This is a genomic window from Microbulbifer sp. THAF38, from assembly GCF_009363535.1.
Classification (GTDB): domain Bacteria; phylum Pseudomonadota; class Gammaproteobacteria; order Pseudomonadales; family Cellvibrionaceae; genus Microbulbifer.
In genome coordinates this window covers 2,489,441-2,503,643 of record NZ_CP045369.1, presented here as the reverse complement: position 1 = coordinate 2,503,643, position 14,203 = coordinate 2,489,441, and the positions used below count along the sequence as shown (strand labels likewise).

General features: G+C 56.4%; 11 protein-coding genes. 6 read left to right on the top strand and 5 right to left on the bottom strand.

The genetic code is table 11. From position 1 onward, the window contains the following. Positions 1 to 37: 37 nt before the first annotated feature. The gene (locus tag FIU95_RS10585) at positions 38 to 1,222 is read right to left on the bottom strand and encodes an acyl-CoA dehydrogenase (RefSeq protein WP_152453740.1); all 1,185 of its coding nucleotides are present in this window, start codon (positions 1,220 to 1,222) and stop codon (positions 38 to 40) included. 314 nt (positions 1,223 to 1,536) lie between these two features. Here FIU95_RS10585 and FIU95_RS10580 point away from each other — a divergent pair, with 314 nt between their 5' ends. Genes FIU95_RS10580 through FIU95_RS10570 form a run of 3 tightly spaced genes read left to right on the top strand, consistent with a single transcriptional unit; the run spans position 1,537 to position 7,353 of the window. After that, entirely contained in the window at positions 1,537 to 2,973 is a 1,437-nt protein-coding gene (locus FIU95_RS10580; protein WP_152453739.1) for an efflux transporter outer membrane subunit, read from the top strand. Next, positions 2,973 to 4,211, top strand: coding sequence for an efflux RND transporter periplasmic adaptor subunit (locus FIU95_RS10575; RefSeq protein ID WP_152453738.1), 1,239 nt, complete (start codon positions 2,973 to 2,975; stop codon positions 4,209 to 4,211). The genes FIU95_RS10580 and FIU95_RS10575 overlap by 1 nt, the downstream gene beginning before the upstream one ends. Beyond that, positions 4,204 to 7,353 (top strand): efflux RND transporter permease subunit, encoded by a 3,150-nt coding sequence (locus FIU95_RS10570; protein WP_152453737.1) that lies wholly within the window; start codon positions 4,204 to 4,206, stop codon positions 7,351 to 7,353. Before FIU95_RS10575 ends, FIU95_RS10570 begins: the two co-directional genes overlap by 8 nt. Here FIU95_RS10570 and FIU95_RS10565 read toward each other — a convergent pair. From FIU95_RS10565 to phhA, 3 genes are all read right to left on the bottom strand, one after another. Then, positions 7,350 to 8,519, bottom strand: coding sequence for a cation:proton antiporter (locus FIU95_RS10565; protein WP_152453736.1), 1,170 nt, complete (start codon positions 8,517 to 8,519; stop codon positions 7,350 to 7,352). The two genes, FIU95_RS10570 and FIU95_RS10565, sit on opposite strands and share 4 nt — an antisense overlap. Before the next feature lie 66 nt (positions 8,520 to 8,585). Next, positions 8,586 to 9,062 (bottom strand): Lrp/AsnC family transcriptional regulator, encoded by a 477-nt coding sequence (locus FIU95_RS10560; RefSeq protein WP_152453735.1) that lies wholly within the window; start codon positions 9,060 to 9,062, stop codon positions 8,586 to 8,588. 311 nt (positions 9,063 to 9,373) lie between these two features. Next, positions 9,374 to 10,180: a phenylalanine 4-monooxygenase gene (gene phhA, locus FIU95_RS10555; protein WP_152453734.1), complete on the bottom strand. Its 807-nt coding sequence runs from the start codon at positions 10,178 to 10,180 to the stop codon at positions 9,374 to 9,376. A 196-nt stretch (positions 10,181 to 10,376) separates the two neighbouring features. On the opposite strand from phhA, the gene FIU95_RS10550 reads away from it, so the two are divergent. Further along, positions 10,377 to 11,801: a TyrR/PhhR family helix-turn-helix DNA-binding protein gene (locus FIU95_RS10550; RefSeq protein WP_152453733.1), complete on the top strand. Its 1,425-nt coding sequence runs from the start codon at positions 10,377 to 10,379 to the stop codon at positions 11,799 to 11,801. A gap of 6 nt (positions 11,802 to 11,807) precedes the next feature. Here FIU95_RS10550 and FIU95_RS10545 read toward each other — a convergent pair whose 3' ends face one another. Then, the gene (locus FIU95_RS10545) at positions 11,808 to 12,125 is read right to left on the bottom strand and encodes a DUF962 domain-containing protein (RefSeq protein ID WP_152453732.1); all 318 of its coding nucleotides are present in this window, start codon (positions 12,123 to 12,125) and stop codon (positions 11,808 to 11,810) included. 142 nt (positions 12,126 to 12,267) lie between these two features. Between FIU95_RS10545 and FIU95_RS10540 the strand changes: the two genes are divergently transcribed. Then, positions 12,268 to 13,491 carry a CaiB/BaiF CoA-transferase family protein gene (locus FIU95_RS10540; protein ID WP_152453731.1) on the top strand — a complete coding sequence of 408 codons (1,224 nt, stop codon included), beginning with the start codon at positions 12,268 to 12,270 and terminating at the stop codon, positions 13,489 to 13,491. Between the two features lie 213 nt (positions 13,492 to 13,704). Next, a complete protein-coding gene (locus tag FIU95_RS10535; protein ID WP_152453730.1) occupies positions 13,705 to 14,070 on the top strand; it encodes a VOC family protein in 366 nt (121 codons plus the stop codon). The last annotated feature ends 133 nt before the right edge of the window (positions 14,071 to 14,203 follow it).

Genomic DNA, 14,203 nt, shown 5'->3' with positions numbered 1-14,203 from the left:
CCCGCGGGTGTTGCCGCGAGTAGCGCCCGATGAGGCGTTAAACGAACGCCTGCAGGCCGGTTTGGGCGCGGCCCAAGATCAGGGCGTGTACGTCATGGGTGCCCTCGTAGGTATTTACCGCTTCCAGGTTCATCACGTGGCGAATCACGTGGAACTCGTCGGAGATGCCGTTGCCGCCGTGCATATCGCGGGAAACGCGGGCGATATCCAGGGCCTTGCCGCAGTTGTTGCGCTTCACCAGGGAGATCATGGTGGGGTCGAACTGCTTGTTCTCATCCATGATGCGGCCAACGCGCAGGGAGGCCTGCAGACCCAGGGTAATTTCGGTTTGCATATCGGCCAGCTTCTTCTGGAACAGCTGGGTTTGTGCCAGTGGGCGGTTGAACTGTTTGCGGTCCAGGCCGTACTGGCGGGCCGCGTGCCAGCAGAATTCACCGGCACCCATGGCGCCCCAGGAAATGCCGTAGCGGGCGCGGTTCAAGCAGCCGAATGGGCCGCGCAGTCCGCCGATTTCCGGGAACTTGTTCTCTTCGGGAACGAAGACATTGTCCATCACGATCTCACCGGTGATGGAGGCACGCAGGGAGAACTTGCCCTCGATCTTCGGTGCGGTCAGGCCTTCCATACCTTTCTCGAGTATGAAGCCGCGAATGATGTCGTCATCGTCTTTGGCCCAAACCACGAAGACATCGGCGATGGGGCTGTTGGTAATCCACATTTTGGCGCCGCTGATGCGGTAGCCGCCGTCCACTTTCTTGGCGCGGGTTTTCATACCGCCAGGATCAGAGCCTGCATCCGGCTCGGTCAGGCCGAAACAGCCAACCCACTCACCGCTGGCCAGCTTGGGAAGGTATTTCTGCTTCTGCTCTTCGCTGCCGTAGGCGTAGATGGGGTGCATCACCAGGCTGGATTGCACGCTCATGGCGGAGCGGTAGCCGGAGTCAACGCGCTCAACTTCACGCGCCACCAGACCGTAGGAAACGTAGTTGAGACCGGCACAGCCATAGCCTTCGATGGTGGAACCCAGCAGGCCCAGCTCACCCATTTCGCTCATGATTTCACGGTCGAAGATCTCGTGGCGGTTGGCCTCCAGGACCCTCGGCATCAGCTTGTTCTGGCAGTATTCGCGCGCGGCATCGCGCACCATGCGCTCTTCGTCGGTCAACTGCTGATCCAGCAGCAGGATATCGTCCCAGTGGGCGAGTGGCTGATGTTTACTCATGGCTAGTCTCTTCTACTTCTTCCGTTATTAATCGGCACCAAAGTTTGTCGCCAGTCCGGCAAAAAGCTGACGGATTCTGACTGGAGCATTGGCAATTGCCCCGCGACAAATCCCGGTGACCATTCAGTTTATTGTGGCGCATCATACCTAAGTAGCCGCGCCGGGGCACTCCTATCGACAGCAAAATTTAGGCTATTAGGAGTGTGTCTGTGTAAACAAGGGTAAAACGCCTTGCGAGCTATTTTTGTCGGAAGATAATGGGCGCAATAATTCTCTGTTTTTCCTGTTTTTAAATACTTTTCCGGTGATTTTCCTTGGGCTTTTACCGTGTTTTGGCAATTTGTGTTCCACTGCTGGCCAGCTGTTCCTCTCAGCCGATCGAGACTGCCGAGCCGCAGGATATTTTGTCCCTGCCGCAGGCATTTAGTGACTCGGGCGCAGTGGCAGCCGATATCCGCTGGTGGCGTGGGTTTGAAGACCCCCAGCTCGACCAGCTGGTTGAGCTGGCCCTGCAGGACAATCCGGATCTGCAGGCCAGTTACTGGCGTTTACGCCAGGCCTCAGCAGTAGCCCGCGGGGCGCGCTCGGGTCTGTGGCCTAGATTGACGGCCCAGATTGAAAATACCGAGCAGCGATACTCTTCCGGGGAATTCACCGACCCTTCCAATGAGGGCAATAGCTGGAGCACTCGGATTGCCGCCAGTTATGAACTGGATCTCTGGGGGCGCGTGCGCGCCGGAGCCAGTGCGGCCGAGGCGGGGCTTCAGGCCCAGCAACAGAATCTGCAGACTGCCTCCCTGAGCCTCGCCGCGGAGGTGTCTTCAACCTGGTTGCAGTTGCGTGAACAGTGGGGCCAGCGCGACTTGCTGCAGGAGCAGCTGGAAACCAACCGCAAATCTCTGCAGGTACTGGAATCGCGCTTTGCTCGCGGTGTCAGCGTTGCTGCCGATGTGCTGCAGCAGCGCCAGCTGGTACAGCGCTCTGAACAGGAGCTGGAACAAGCCGGCGCAGATATTGAAATACTCGAGATGCAGCTGGCCACCTTGCTGGGTATCAACCCAGGCCAGCTGGATGGATATATTCACAAAGTTGCGAGTCTACCCATTCTGCCAGCCCTGCCTGATACCGGCATTCCCTCACAACTGTTGCTGCGGCGCCCAGATGTGCGGGAAGCTCAGCGCAAGTTGGTGCAGGACTACCACCTGGCCGATCAAGCTTGGGCGGATCGCTTGCCGATACTGAGTCTCTCCGCAGTGGCGAGTAACGGTACCAGTCTGATCAGCGATATTACCGAGAATTGGCTGCTCGCTATCGCCGCTTCCCTGGAAGGGGTGATCTTCGATGGCGGCGCCCTCAGTTCGGCACGGCAACAGCAGGATGCGGCCCTGCAGGAGCGCTGGGCGATGTATCGCGAAACGGTGAATCAGGCGCTGTCAGAAGTTGAGCAGGCCCTGATCCGTGAACGCGCCTTGAGTCAGGAGCTTGAACACCTGCGTGAGCGGGAACGTTTGTCCGACTTGATCGTCCAGCGGCGCAACCGGGCCTATACCCGCGGCGCCGTCGATTTTCTCAATCTGCTGACGGCCACCACCGAACAGCAGAGCCTGGCTCGTGAGGTGTTATCAGCCGAGCGTCAGCTGCTGCAAAACCGAGTCACTTTATATCGCGCACTTTCCGGGGGGTTGCCCCTGGAAGATCTGCCTGCACCGGAGCCCGCAGACCTGGAGCTGTACCTGGAGGGAAATAGTTGATGTTGAAGAAGTTCAATCCGCGCTTGCTCATACCAGTAGCCCTGTTGGCTTTGGCCGTTGTGATTGCCGCCTGGATGATGCGGGAGAAGCCCACAGTCTCCCGTGGAGAGCGCAAGGTACCACCGCCAGCTGTAGATGTAGCCGTTGCGGAACAGGGAAGCTTCCCCATTACCCTGAGTGCTCTGGGGAAAGTGACCGCGCGTGAATTGGCAGAGGTAGAGCCCCTGGTCGATGGGCAGGTGGAGTGGCTCGACTACGACCTGGGGCCCGGTGCAGTTTTGCCCAAGGGCAAGGTGTTGTTACGGATAGATTCCGAACCCTACCAATTGGCTCTGAAGTCTGCCGAGAGCACCCTGGCTGGGCGCCGTGCGGAATTGCAGCAGGAGTTGGGCCAACAGCAGGTGGCCCGGGAAGAGTACGAGCTGCTCGGAACTGCCCTGGGCGATGCCGACCGCGCACTGGTGTTACGTGAACCCCAAAAGGCAGCGGCCGAGGCCGCGGTGCAGGCGGCAGAAGCCGAGGTGGCTTTGGCACAGCGCAATCTGCGTCTCACAGAAGTGCGAGCCCCCTTTGATGCTCTCGTAGTGGAGCGCAATGTAGATGTGGGGGATCGTGTCTCCCCCGGCGTCAATCTCTACAGTTTGGCCAGCGCCAGCCGCTTCCAGATAGCCGTTGAGGTTCCCGCTAGTCAGTTACACCGATTAAACAGCGCTGACGTGGAAGTGCGCATATACGGCAGCCAGTGGCCCGCCGGTAGTTACCGCCGGGGTGAGTTTGTGCGGGTGATTCCGGTATTGGAGGAGCAGGGGCGCCTGGCACGGGTGCTGGTCGAGCTGGAGGATCCTCTCTCCGTGATGGACCCTTCTCAGCCGCAGCTTTTACTCAATGATCTGGCGCGGGTGGAAATCGTCTCCCAGGGTAAAGAGGCGCTGGTGCGGATTCCGCTCACCGCCTTGCAGGATGACAATCAGGTTTGGGTAGTACGTGACAACCGCACCAGTATTCAGCCTGTTGAAGTGGCTTATACCAGCGGCGACTTCGCTGTGCTCGACAGGGGCCTTAGCGGTGGGGAAACCTTGGTAACGACTCGCCTGATCACCGTCACCGAAGGCATGCCGGTAAGGATTGCCGGGGAGCCCCGCCCGGGTAAAAGCCTGCCCGCCGATGCCGCTGCCTCAGCAAATGAGGGTGCAATGCCTGGACTCCAACCCCAGCAAGCTGGGGGTGCCAATGACTGAGCGCAAAAGAGCTGATGAGGGCATAGATACCCGCAGAGGTGCTATTGCCTGGATGGCACGCAACCATGTAACCGCCAACCTGTTGATGCTGGTCCTGATTGTGGGCGGACTCATTTTTTCCCTGGTGGTGAAGAAAGAGGTCTTTCCGGAATTCAGCTTGGATATGGTGACCGTTTCCATCTCCTATCCTGGCGCCAGTCCGGAAGAGGTGGAACGCGGCGTGCTGGTGGCTGCCGAGCAGGCAGTTCAGGGCATTGTGGGTATCAAGGAAATGCGTGGTGCGGCCAATGAGGGCAGCGCTTCCCTGATTCTGGAGTTGGAGGGCGATGCGGATGCCAATCTGGTCTTTCAAAACATTCAGCAAGCCATCGATTCAGTGACCACCTTCCCCGGTGATATCGAACGTCCGCAGGTAAGTCTGGCCGAGCGCAAGCGCGATGTACTGGATCTTGTTCTGCACGGTAATCTGGACGATCGCAGTTTGCGCGCCCTGGCCATGCAGGTTTACGACAAGCTGGAGGCGCACAGCGGTATTACCCAGCTGGAAGCCCAGGGCGTTCGCGATCTGGAAGTGGCCGTTGAGATACGCCGCGATGATTTGCGGCGCTATGGTCTCACCCTGTTGGAAGTGGCCCAGGTGGTAAAAAACGCGGCGGTGGATATTCCCTCCGGCAGTGTTAAATCCAATGCCGGCGAAATCCTAGTGCGGGTTACCGAGCGGCGTGATTGGGCGCGCGAGTTTGGCAATGTGGTGGTAACCCGCGGCAGTGGTGGTGGCCCGGTCTATCTGCGTGATATCTCCAATATCAGCGATGCCCTCGAGGACGAGGCGCGCAATATGGTGTTTAACGGGGAGCCTGCCGTCAGCATTAAAATTTACCGCGTGGGTGAGCAGACGCCCATGAGTGTCAGTGAGGCGGCGCGGGAAGTGATCGATGAGGTCAGAACCAGCCTGCCACCGGGGGTGACTCTCACAATTCGAGATGACGACTCGGAAATATTTAAAGAGCGTCTCTCTCTGTTGTTGAAAAACGGATTTATCGGCCTGCTGCTGGTGTTTGTGGTGCTTGGCGCCTTCCTGGAATTGCGCCTGGCATTTTGGGTGACGCTGGGAATTCCCACCAGTTTTCTCGGTTCGCTGCTGTTCCTGCCCGGCTTGGATATCTCTATCAGCATGGTGAGTATGTTCGCCTTTATCATCGCCCTGGGCATAGTGGTGGATGATGCGATTATCGCCGGGGAAAATATTCACGAGTGGCGGCAGAAGGGTTACAGCAATTTAGAAGCCGCTATTGCCGGTGCGCGCCAGGTGGCGGTGCCGCTCACCTTTGCCATCCTCACCAATATCGTCGCCTTTATTCCCCTGATGGAATTGCCCGGCTTTATGGGCAAGATCTTCGGCGTTATTCCTTTTGTAGTGGGTTCGGTATTTATTATTTCCTGGGTCGAGGCACTGTTTATTTTACCGGCGCACCTGGCTCATTCCCGCCGGGGTTACAAGAGCCGGCGGGCCCGCCGGTTTGCCGCCCGGCAAAAATTGCTGGCACGCGGCTTGGATCGCTTCGTACAACGACGCTTCCGGCCCTTTTTGGATTTCTGTGTGGCGCACCGCTACAGCACGATTGCCGTCGCCATTGCTATTTTGCTGGTGATGGGGGGCTATGCGGCCAGTGGGCGCATGGGCTTTACCCTGATGCCGCGAGTGGAGCGGGATTCAGGCCGTTTTGCGGTGACTTTCCCCACCGGTACCCCTCAACAACAGTTGGAGAAAGCCAGGGCGCAGATTATTGATGCGGCCGATAGAGTGCTCGAACAATACGACCGGGATCGGGTTTTCCTCGGCAGTCGAGGGATGATTGGGGACGATGCGATTCAGGTGGATGCCTATTTTGTTGCGGCGGATCAGCGCAGCTTTTCCACCGGGGAGTTTGTACGTGAGTGGCGAAAAGAGGTTGGGCCTATAGCCGGTTCTCTCAGTGCTATTACGGCGTCTGATCGCGGCGGGCCCGGCGCCGGTTCCTCCTTGACGGTGGAGCTGCGTCATACCGATACGGACACACTGGAACAGGCCGCGTTGCGCCTGGCCAGTGAGTTGGAGAAATTCCCCAATGTGAGCGATATCGACGCGGGTATTTCGCTCGGCAAAACCCAGCTCGATTTAACCCTCACAGAAACCGCCAAAAGCCTGGGCGTTTCCGCCGAGGACATCGGTCGTCAACTGCGGGCTTCTCTCTACGGTGCCGAAGCGCTGCGCCAACAGCGCGGGCGTGACCAGGTGAAGGTGATGGTGCGCCTGCCGGAGAGTGAGCGAGTGACGATGGACGATGTACACAATATGATGATTCGCGCCGGCAACGGCCAGTGGCTGCCGCTCCTTGACCTTGTCGAGATCGACCAGGGGCGCGCCTATGCCAAGATCAATCGCCGCGAGGGGCGCCGGGTGACCACGGTTACCGCCAATGTGGAACCCAGCGATCAGGCCGCCCTGGTGATCAACGAGCTCAATCTCAGTGTGATGCCGCAATTAAAAGCCGAATTTCCCGGTCTCGGGGTTTCCTATGAAGGGCGTCAGGCGGATGAAAGGGAGGGGCTCGCCTCACTGGGCATGACTTTTATGCTGGCTATGGCGGTGCTCTATCTGCTGCTGGCGATTCCGCTGAAGAGTTATATACAGCCGCTGATCGTGATGATTGCCATTCCCTTCGGCGTGATCGGTGCATTACTCGGCCACCTGGGTATGGGTTACGGCCTCAGCATGGTTAGCCTGCTGGGCATGGTAGCACTCGCTGGGGTGGTTATTAACGATACTCTGGTGATGATCGAATACAGCAATCGCTTGCGTAACGAGGGTACCGACCTGGAAACGGCGATCAAGAACGCGGCGGCGCGCCGCTTCCGCCCGATTGTGCTGACCACGGTCACCACTTTCTGTGGCCTGATGCCGATGATTTTTGAAACCTCGGTGCAGGCGCGCTTTATGATCCCGATGGCGATTTCCCTCGGCTACGGCATCCTCGCGGCCACGGCTATCTCGCTGTTGTTGGTGCCTTGCCTGTACCTGATGCTTGGCAAAGATATTCCCGATTTGCTGGAGCGGGCGAAAGCCGTGGTGAAATCCCTCCTCAGGCCTGCGCAGGTTTAATCCCTGCGCAGTTCGTCCTTGGTGGCGATGGGGTTGGGGAAATTCATCACCACGATATAAGAGGACACCAGGAAGGTCAGAATGGCGGTGGCCTGTATCAGGTGCGAGGCTTCGCTGCCGATGAGATTCTGGCTGAAGGCGAGTAGGGCGATCAGCAGGGAGAATTCACTGATTTGCCCCAGGCGAAAGCCGATATCCCAGGCCAATATCTTGAGCTCGCTGTGGCTACCGAGCAGGTAGCGGAATACCACCGGTTTAGCCAGCAATACCACGGCAGCGGTTACCAGTGCCGGGATCAGGACTTCCGGTAGCATCGACAGTTTGAACTGGGCGCCCAGGCTGAAAAAAAACAGGATCAAAAAGAAGTCCCGCAGGGGTTTCAGATTGAGGGCTATGTACTGCGAAATTCGGCTGGCGGCGAGCGTGATACCGGCGATAAAGGCGCCGATTTCCCGCGACAACCCCAGCGTCTCGGCCAATTCCGCCATGCCCATACACCAACCCAGTGCCATCAGAAATACATATTCATGGAAGCGATCGAAGCGGCTGAACAGCGGCAGCAGCAGGTATTTCACTACTACCCAGGCAAACGCCACTAATAAGGGCAGGGCTCCGAAAGACAGAGCCACTTGCCCCAGGTGCATATCCCCACTGCTGTCACTGAGCAAAATCATCAGGCAGACGATGGCGACAAAATCCTGAAACAGTAACAGGCCCACCATCAATTCCCCCAGCTTTTTGTGGTGTAGCACCGTAGTGGGTAACAGCTTGATGCCGATAATGGTACTGGAGAACATCAGGGCCATGCCGATCACCCAGCTTTCCATGGTGGTAAAGCCAAACAGTTGGCCAATGGAAAATCCGATACCCAGGAATATGGCGCAACTGATAATGCCGACAAAAGTGGCCTTGCGCAGAACCGAGACCAGCGCTTGGGGCTGCATATCGAGCCCCAGCAGGAACAGCAGGAAAATGATGCCCACATTGGACATATCGGAGAGCAGGCGCAGGTTGTCGATGACCGCAAACCCGGATGGTCCCAGCAGCACACCTAGTGCGATATAGGCAACCAGTAGGGGTTGGCGGCCGAAGAGCGCCAGCGTGGCGACTATCGCGGCGCCACTAAAAATAAGAAAGAAAGATTGGAAGAGAGAGCTGTCCGCCACAGGTCATCCTTGAAAGTGAGCGAGATCTCATCATTATCCACAGATGGACGGACAGCTAAACCTTTATCACTCCGGGTTCTCTGTGGGGATGGGCAGTTCAGTGGTGCTTTTGATCTGCTCCAGGGCGAAATTCGAAATAATATCGCTAATGCCTACGTGCCTGATCAATTCCTTGTAAAAGCGGTCGTAGGCAGAAATATCGCTCACCACCACCCGTAGCAAGTAGTCGTAGTCCCCGGCCATGCGGTAGCAGTCCACCACTTCCGGCAGCTGCTCCACATGTTTGGAGAAGGCTTCAGCCCATTCTGGGGTGTGCTGATCCGTTTTTACCTGGGCGAAAACCGAAACCGGCAGCCCCAGAATTTCCGCATTGAGCAGGGCGACTTTGCGGCGGATGATGCCGCTTTTCTCCAGCTTCTGCACCCGGCGCCAGCAGGGGGTTTTAGTGAGTCCCACACGCTCCGCCAGCTCCTCAATAGAAAGGCTGACGTCCGATTGCAGAATAGCGAGCAGGTGTCTATCAATCGCGTCAAGTGAGGACATAGTGCTACAGCGCTCCCCGTAACCTAGGGCCTTGTTTCCCTGCGTTGAAATTCATGCCCTCACTGGCTTTGCCCTGGCGGTGGTTGGATGTTCTGGGTGGCTGGAAGGCTGGCAGGTAGTTTGCCTCTTCCTTTTCCACCTGACGTAACGATAGGCTCAGGGGAATTGCGCCGGTAGTGGAATTTTCCCCAAGTGCAACGTCGATGAGAGCAGTTTGTGCAAATGGGTGGGGTGGGCGGATGCTCAGTTGGGATTTTAAAAGTGGGCAGGAGAGAGGGCCGGGTGCTGCGGCAGCACCCGGCAGTTACGGTTTAGGCGGCGTTCTTCGGTGGGAAGCGGGGCTCGAAAAGGCCCAGTTCGATTGCCTCACGTACCTTGGCCATCAGGTCTATTTCGGTGAGTTCCTGCAGCTGCTGCAAGTCGCTCAACACATAGTAAACAGGCTGCACGATATCAATTCGATAGGGCGTACGCAGCGCGTCGATGGCACTGAAGTCGTAGCGCTCAGGTTCATGACTGAGTGCGTAGAGGGTTTCCTTCGGGGAGGAAAGAATACCGCCGCCATAAATACGCAGGCCGTCCCCGGTATTGAGCAGGCCAAACTCCACGGTGAACCAATAGAGTCTCGCCAAATAAGCGCGCTCTTCAGGGGAGGCTTTTAGGCCCAATTGGCCGTATTTCTCGGTAAAATTGGCGAAGGCCGGGTTGGTCAGCATGGCGCAGTGACCAAAAATTTCGTGGAAGATATCCGGCTCCTGCAGGTAATCGAACTCCTCTGGGGTGCGAATAAAGGTGGCAACCGGGAATTTGCGATCGGCGAGCAGGCCAAAAAAGGTTTCAAAGCCGATTAACGCCGGTACTCGCGCCACTTCCCAGCCGGTTTCCCGGCGCAGTACCGAGGAGATTTCCTCAAGCTGTGGGATGCGATCGCGGGGCAGGTCTAGCAGCTCGAGGCCATGCATATACTCATCACAGGCACGGCCGGGCAACACGTCCAGCTGGCGCTCAATTAGGCGCTGCCAGGTTTGGTGTTCCAGCTCTGTGTACTCGATAAAGCCCTCAGCATTGGGCTCACGGGCGACGTACTGGGTGCTCTTCTTGGCTGCTTCTTTTTTCATGGTTTTGTCTCCTGCGGCCCGCCAACCCCCCCGGTATATCGGAGGCTTTCGGCCCTGCCGCTGAATCCTTGTTGTTATGTGTCTCCCTTATTTTTAGCCAGGGGCCCGCCATTAGGGGAGTCTTAACAGGGAAGTATTGCGTCCTTCGCTACAAACCTCTTACACTTTTTGTAAAGAAAACTTTACAGGTGTGCCGGTGAGAGTCGAGATAACCTGCGCTAATCGTGTCGGCATTCTGCATGAAATTATGCAGATATTCGGCGAATATCGGATTAACGTAACCTCCGGGGAGCTGGGGGGGGACAGCGGGGACAAAGTCTACCTGTTGGCGCCGGGTATGCTCACCGCCCAGTACCAAGCTATTGAGAAGTCACTCTATCGTGTTCCCGGCGTCCAAAGGGTCAGGCGTATCTCCCTGTTACCTTTGGAGAGGAGATATTTTGAGTTGGACACCCTGCTGCAGCATGTTACCGACCCGGTGCTCAGTGTGGACCGCGCGGGCCGGGTTATTGCCGCCAATGTCGCCGCCGCGCGCGCCTTTGGGGTCAGTTTGGACCGGGTACCGGGGTTGCAGTTACAGCGTTTTCTGCCCCTGATGCAAGTGGCCGAGTTACTGAGAGATTTTGCGGTGCCGCGTTTTGGGCTCCCCGTTGTGGTGCGAGGGCAAAATTTTCGTGTGGACTGGTCACCCATCGCCCTGGATAACACCGGCGATGTGGACTCTTTGGCCGGTGCCGTGCTGCGAATGCAGCCATCAGAGAAAAGTGAGTTTGCTGCGGGTCTCCCGCGCCCGGTGGCTCTATGGGATTTTGATTTGCGCCGCGAAAGTTGCCTGCAGCTGCAGGATCTTTCCGAATTGGATTCTCCATTGCTTATTTATGGTGAAGCGGGAACGGGCAAAACGACCTTTGCCTGTGCGGTACATTATTTATCTCCCGCAGCCGCTCGTGCAGACTGCCACCGCTTTGTGCCCCAAGACGGCAGAATGGAATTCCCCAGGCATTTGCGTTCAACCGGAACCCTGATTCTTGAAGATCTGCACCAGTTGGACGATGAAGCCCAGCTGACTCTCGCCCGCCGCTTGCACAGTCTGCCCCCTTCAATTCGCTTGGTAGCCACCTGTATCGAGCCCAAATCATTGGTGCCGGCCCTGGCCCAGCGCTTTAGTGCGCTCTCCTTGATGTTACCGCCTTTGCGCAATATGCGCCCGGCGCTGCCGCGTTTTGCTGAAACACTTTTGCGACAGGAGTTTCACGGTAAGGAGGTTCCCACTTTGGAAGCGGGGGTGCTCGACCTGATTCGAAGGCACGACTGGCCGCAAAACTTTAATGGTTTGCGCGACTACCTGACCGCTGCCGCGGGCGGTTGCAAACGCCGAGGAGTCTGCACTATCGCGATTGAGGATCTTCCGGATTTAACCGTGCGGACGAGTTTACCCTGGCGAGAATGGGGCAGGGGGCTGAGCTACAAGGAGATGATGGAGCAGCTGGAGAGATCATTGCTCAGTGAATTGCTGGTGGGAAGATCCTCCACCAGGGAACTGGCCAAGGAGCTGGGTATTTCTCATACTGCAGTAGCCAACAAGCTGCGAAAATACGGCTTGTCGGCGCATAAAAAATAGACTGACTCAGCGCTCAATACGGCCCAGTAGCATATCCTTAAACATCACAAAGTCCCCGATAAAGCTATAAAAGGGATACTTAAAAGTGGCCGGGCGATTGTTCTCAAAAAAGAAATGCCCGATCCAGGCAAAACCATAGCCAGTGAGAGGCGTAGCGGCAAACCATAACATATTGCCTGTGCTGATCGCGGCGATCACAGTGGCAAACACCAGGCTGGTACCAATAAAGTGCAGTCGTCGACAGGTGAGGTTGCTGTGTTCTTGCAGATAGAAAGGATAAAAGTCACGGAATGATTCAAATTTTTGGGCTTCTATAGCGGCCATGCTATGCCTCCTTATTTTTATTGCTACCGCAGTTTAAGGCCAATTCGCTGGTCTTCCAAGCTGGGCGTCTCCAGGCAATATCTGTTAGTCTGCCGCAAAAATTTATCGGGGATGCACCCCGTATTAGCGAAACGAGGAAGTTATGGCAGGACCGCTCGCGCATCTCAAGGTACTCGATCTCAGTCGTATTCTCGCAGGCCCCTGGGCCGGACAGGTTTTCGCCGATTTTGGCGCCGAAGTGATCAAAGTGGAGCGCCCTGAGCGGGGCGATGATACCCGCCACTGGGGCCCTCCCTACCTCAAAGACGCAGAGGGTAATGACACCGCCGATGCCGCCTATTACCTGAGTGCCAACCGCGGCAAGAAATCGGTCACCATCGATATCACCACGGAAGCCGGCCAGGACCTGATCAAACAGATGGCTGCCCGTTGCGATATTCTTTTGGAAAACTACAAGGTAGGTGGCCTGAAAAAATACGGCCTGGATTATGATTCCATTAAGGCCATCAATCCCGGAGTGATTTATTGTTCTATTACTGGTTTCGGCCAAACCGGCCCTTATAAAAACCGTGCCGGCTACGATGCCATGATTCAGGGTATGGGTGGGTTGATGAGCATCACTGGTGTGCCTGAGGGGCAGCCAGGTGCCGGCCCACAAAAAGTGGGGGTGGCCGTTGCCGACCTGATGACGGGCATGTATGCGGTTTCCTCGGTCCTCGCCGCCGTAGTGCATCGCCAGCAGACGGGAGTGGGGCAGCATATCGATCTTGCCCTGCTGGATACCCAGGTGTCCTGGCTTGCCAACCAGGCCCAGAACTATCTCACCTCTGGCAAAAGCCCTGAGCGCCAGGGCACAGGCCACCCCAATATCGTGCCTTACCAGGCTGTGCCCTCACAAGACGGCTATTTTATGTTGGCCGTGGGTAACGATGACCAGTTCAAGCGTTTCTGTAAGATCGCGGGTATAGAACAGCTTGCAGACAATCCTGCTTATGCCAGTAACTCCTCACGGGTAATGGCCCGCGAAGAGCTGATTCCTCAAATTGAAAACGCCACCCGTCAGCAGAACTCCGCCTGGTGGCTGGAAAAACTCAGCGAAGCCCATGTCCCCTGTGGACCGATCAATACCCTCGAAGAGGTTTTTGCCGATCCGCAGGTACAAGCGCGAGGCATGGTGGTGGAGCAGGATCACCCGCAAGCCGGCAAAGTTAAAACCGTACGCAACCCGGTACTCTTTTCCGAATCCGCCCTCGACTACCAACAGGCCCCTCCGGTTTTGGGGGAGCACACTGAAGAAGTCCTGCGCGAATTACTGGGAAAAGATGAGGAGCAAATTAACCAACTGCGCCGCAGCGGCGTCGTGTAGTCCTATTGCGGGCCCGGCAATATGTTTTGCCGGGTTTAAATCAAAACATTGAGCCAGATGTTACAGGGGGGAAGGCAAAGAGCCTCCACTCTTAGGGCAAGCTGTGAATGCATCACTGTGGGCTCGTAATCAGTTTCATGTTTTTTTATACGACCCAAGAAGCAGGATGTTCTTCGCCTATAGCTTATAAAGCCAATAACACAGGGAAGGGTTATGCAACTGGATCACTTCAATATCACCGCACCTCAAGATCAACTACTGCGCGTACGGGATTTTTATATAAAAATCCTTGGTCTCACCGAAGGGGAGCGACCGAACTTTAAAAACAATGGTTTTTGGCTCTACAGCAACGGCAAACCAATCGTTCACCTGATGGAAGGCGAGGTTTCTGAAAAGCAACCTGCTAAGCCCTACTTGGATCATGTAGCTTTCCATACGGATGATCTTCAGCCGATAAAAGAACGATTGGATTCAATGGGCATTGCCTGCGAGCAGATGGATGTCCCTGGCCGTAACCTGAGGCAGCTGGTGTTTTTTGATCCGGTGGGGATTAAGGTTGAGGTGAATGCGCTGGTTTAGATGGCTGAAAGCTCCTTAACGGTTAATAGAGTTGATGTAATAACTCACTCTGATAACCGCCTGAAACACTTAATCTGACCCTAATTGAGTTTTTAGGTGTAGTGGTCGCCTCATAAATGCGACAGATTTAGTA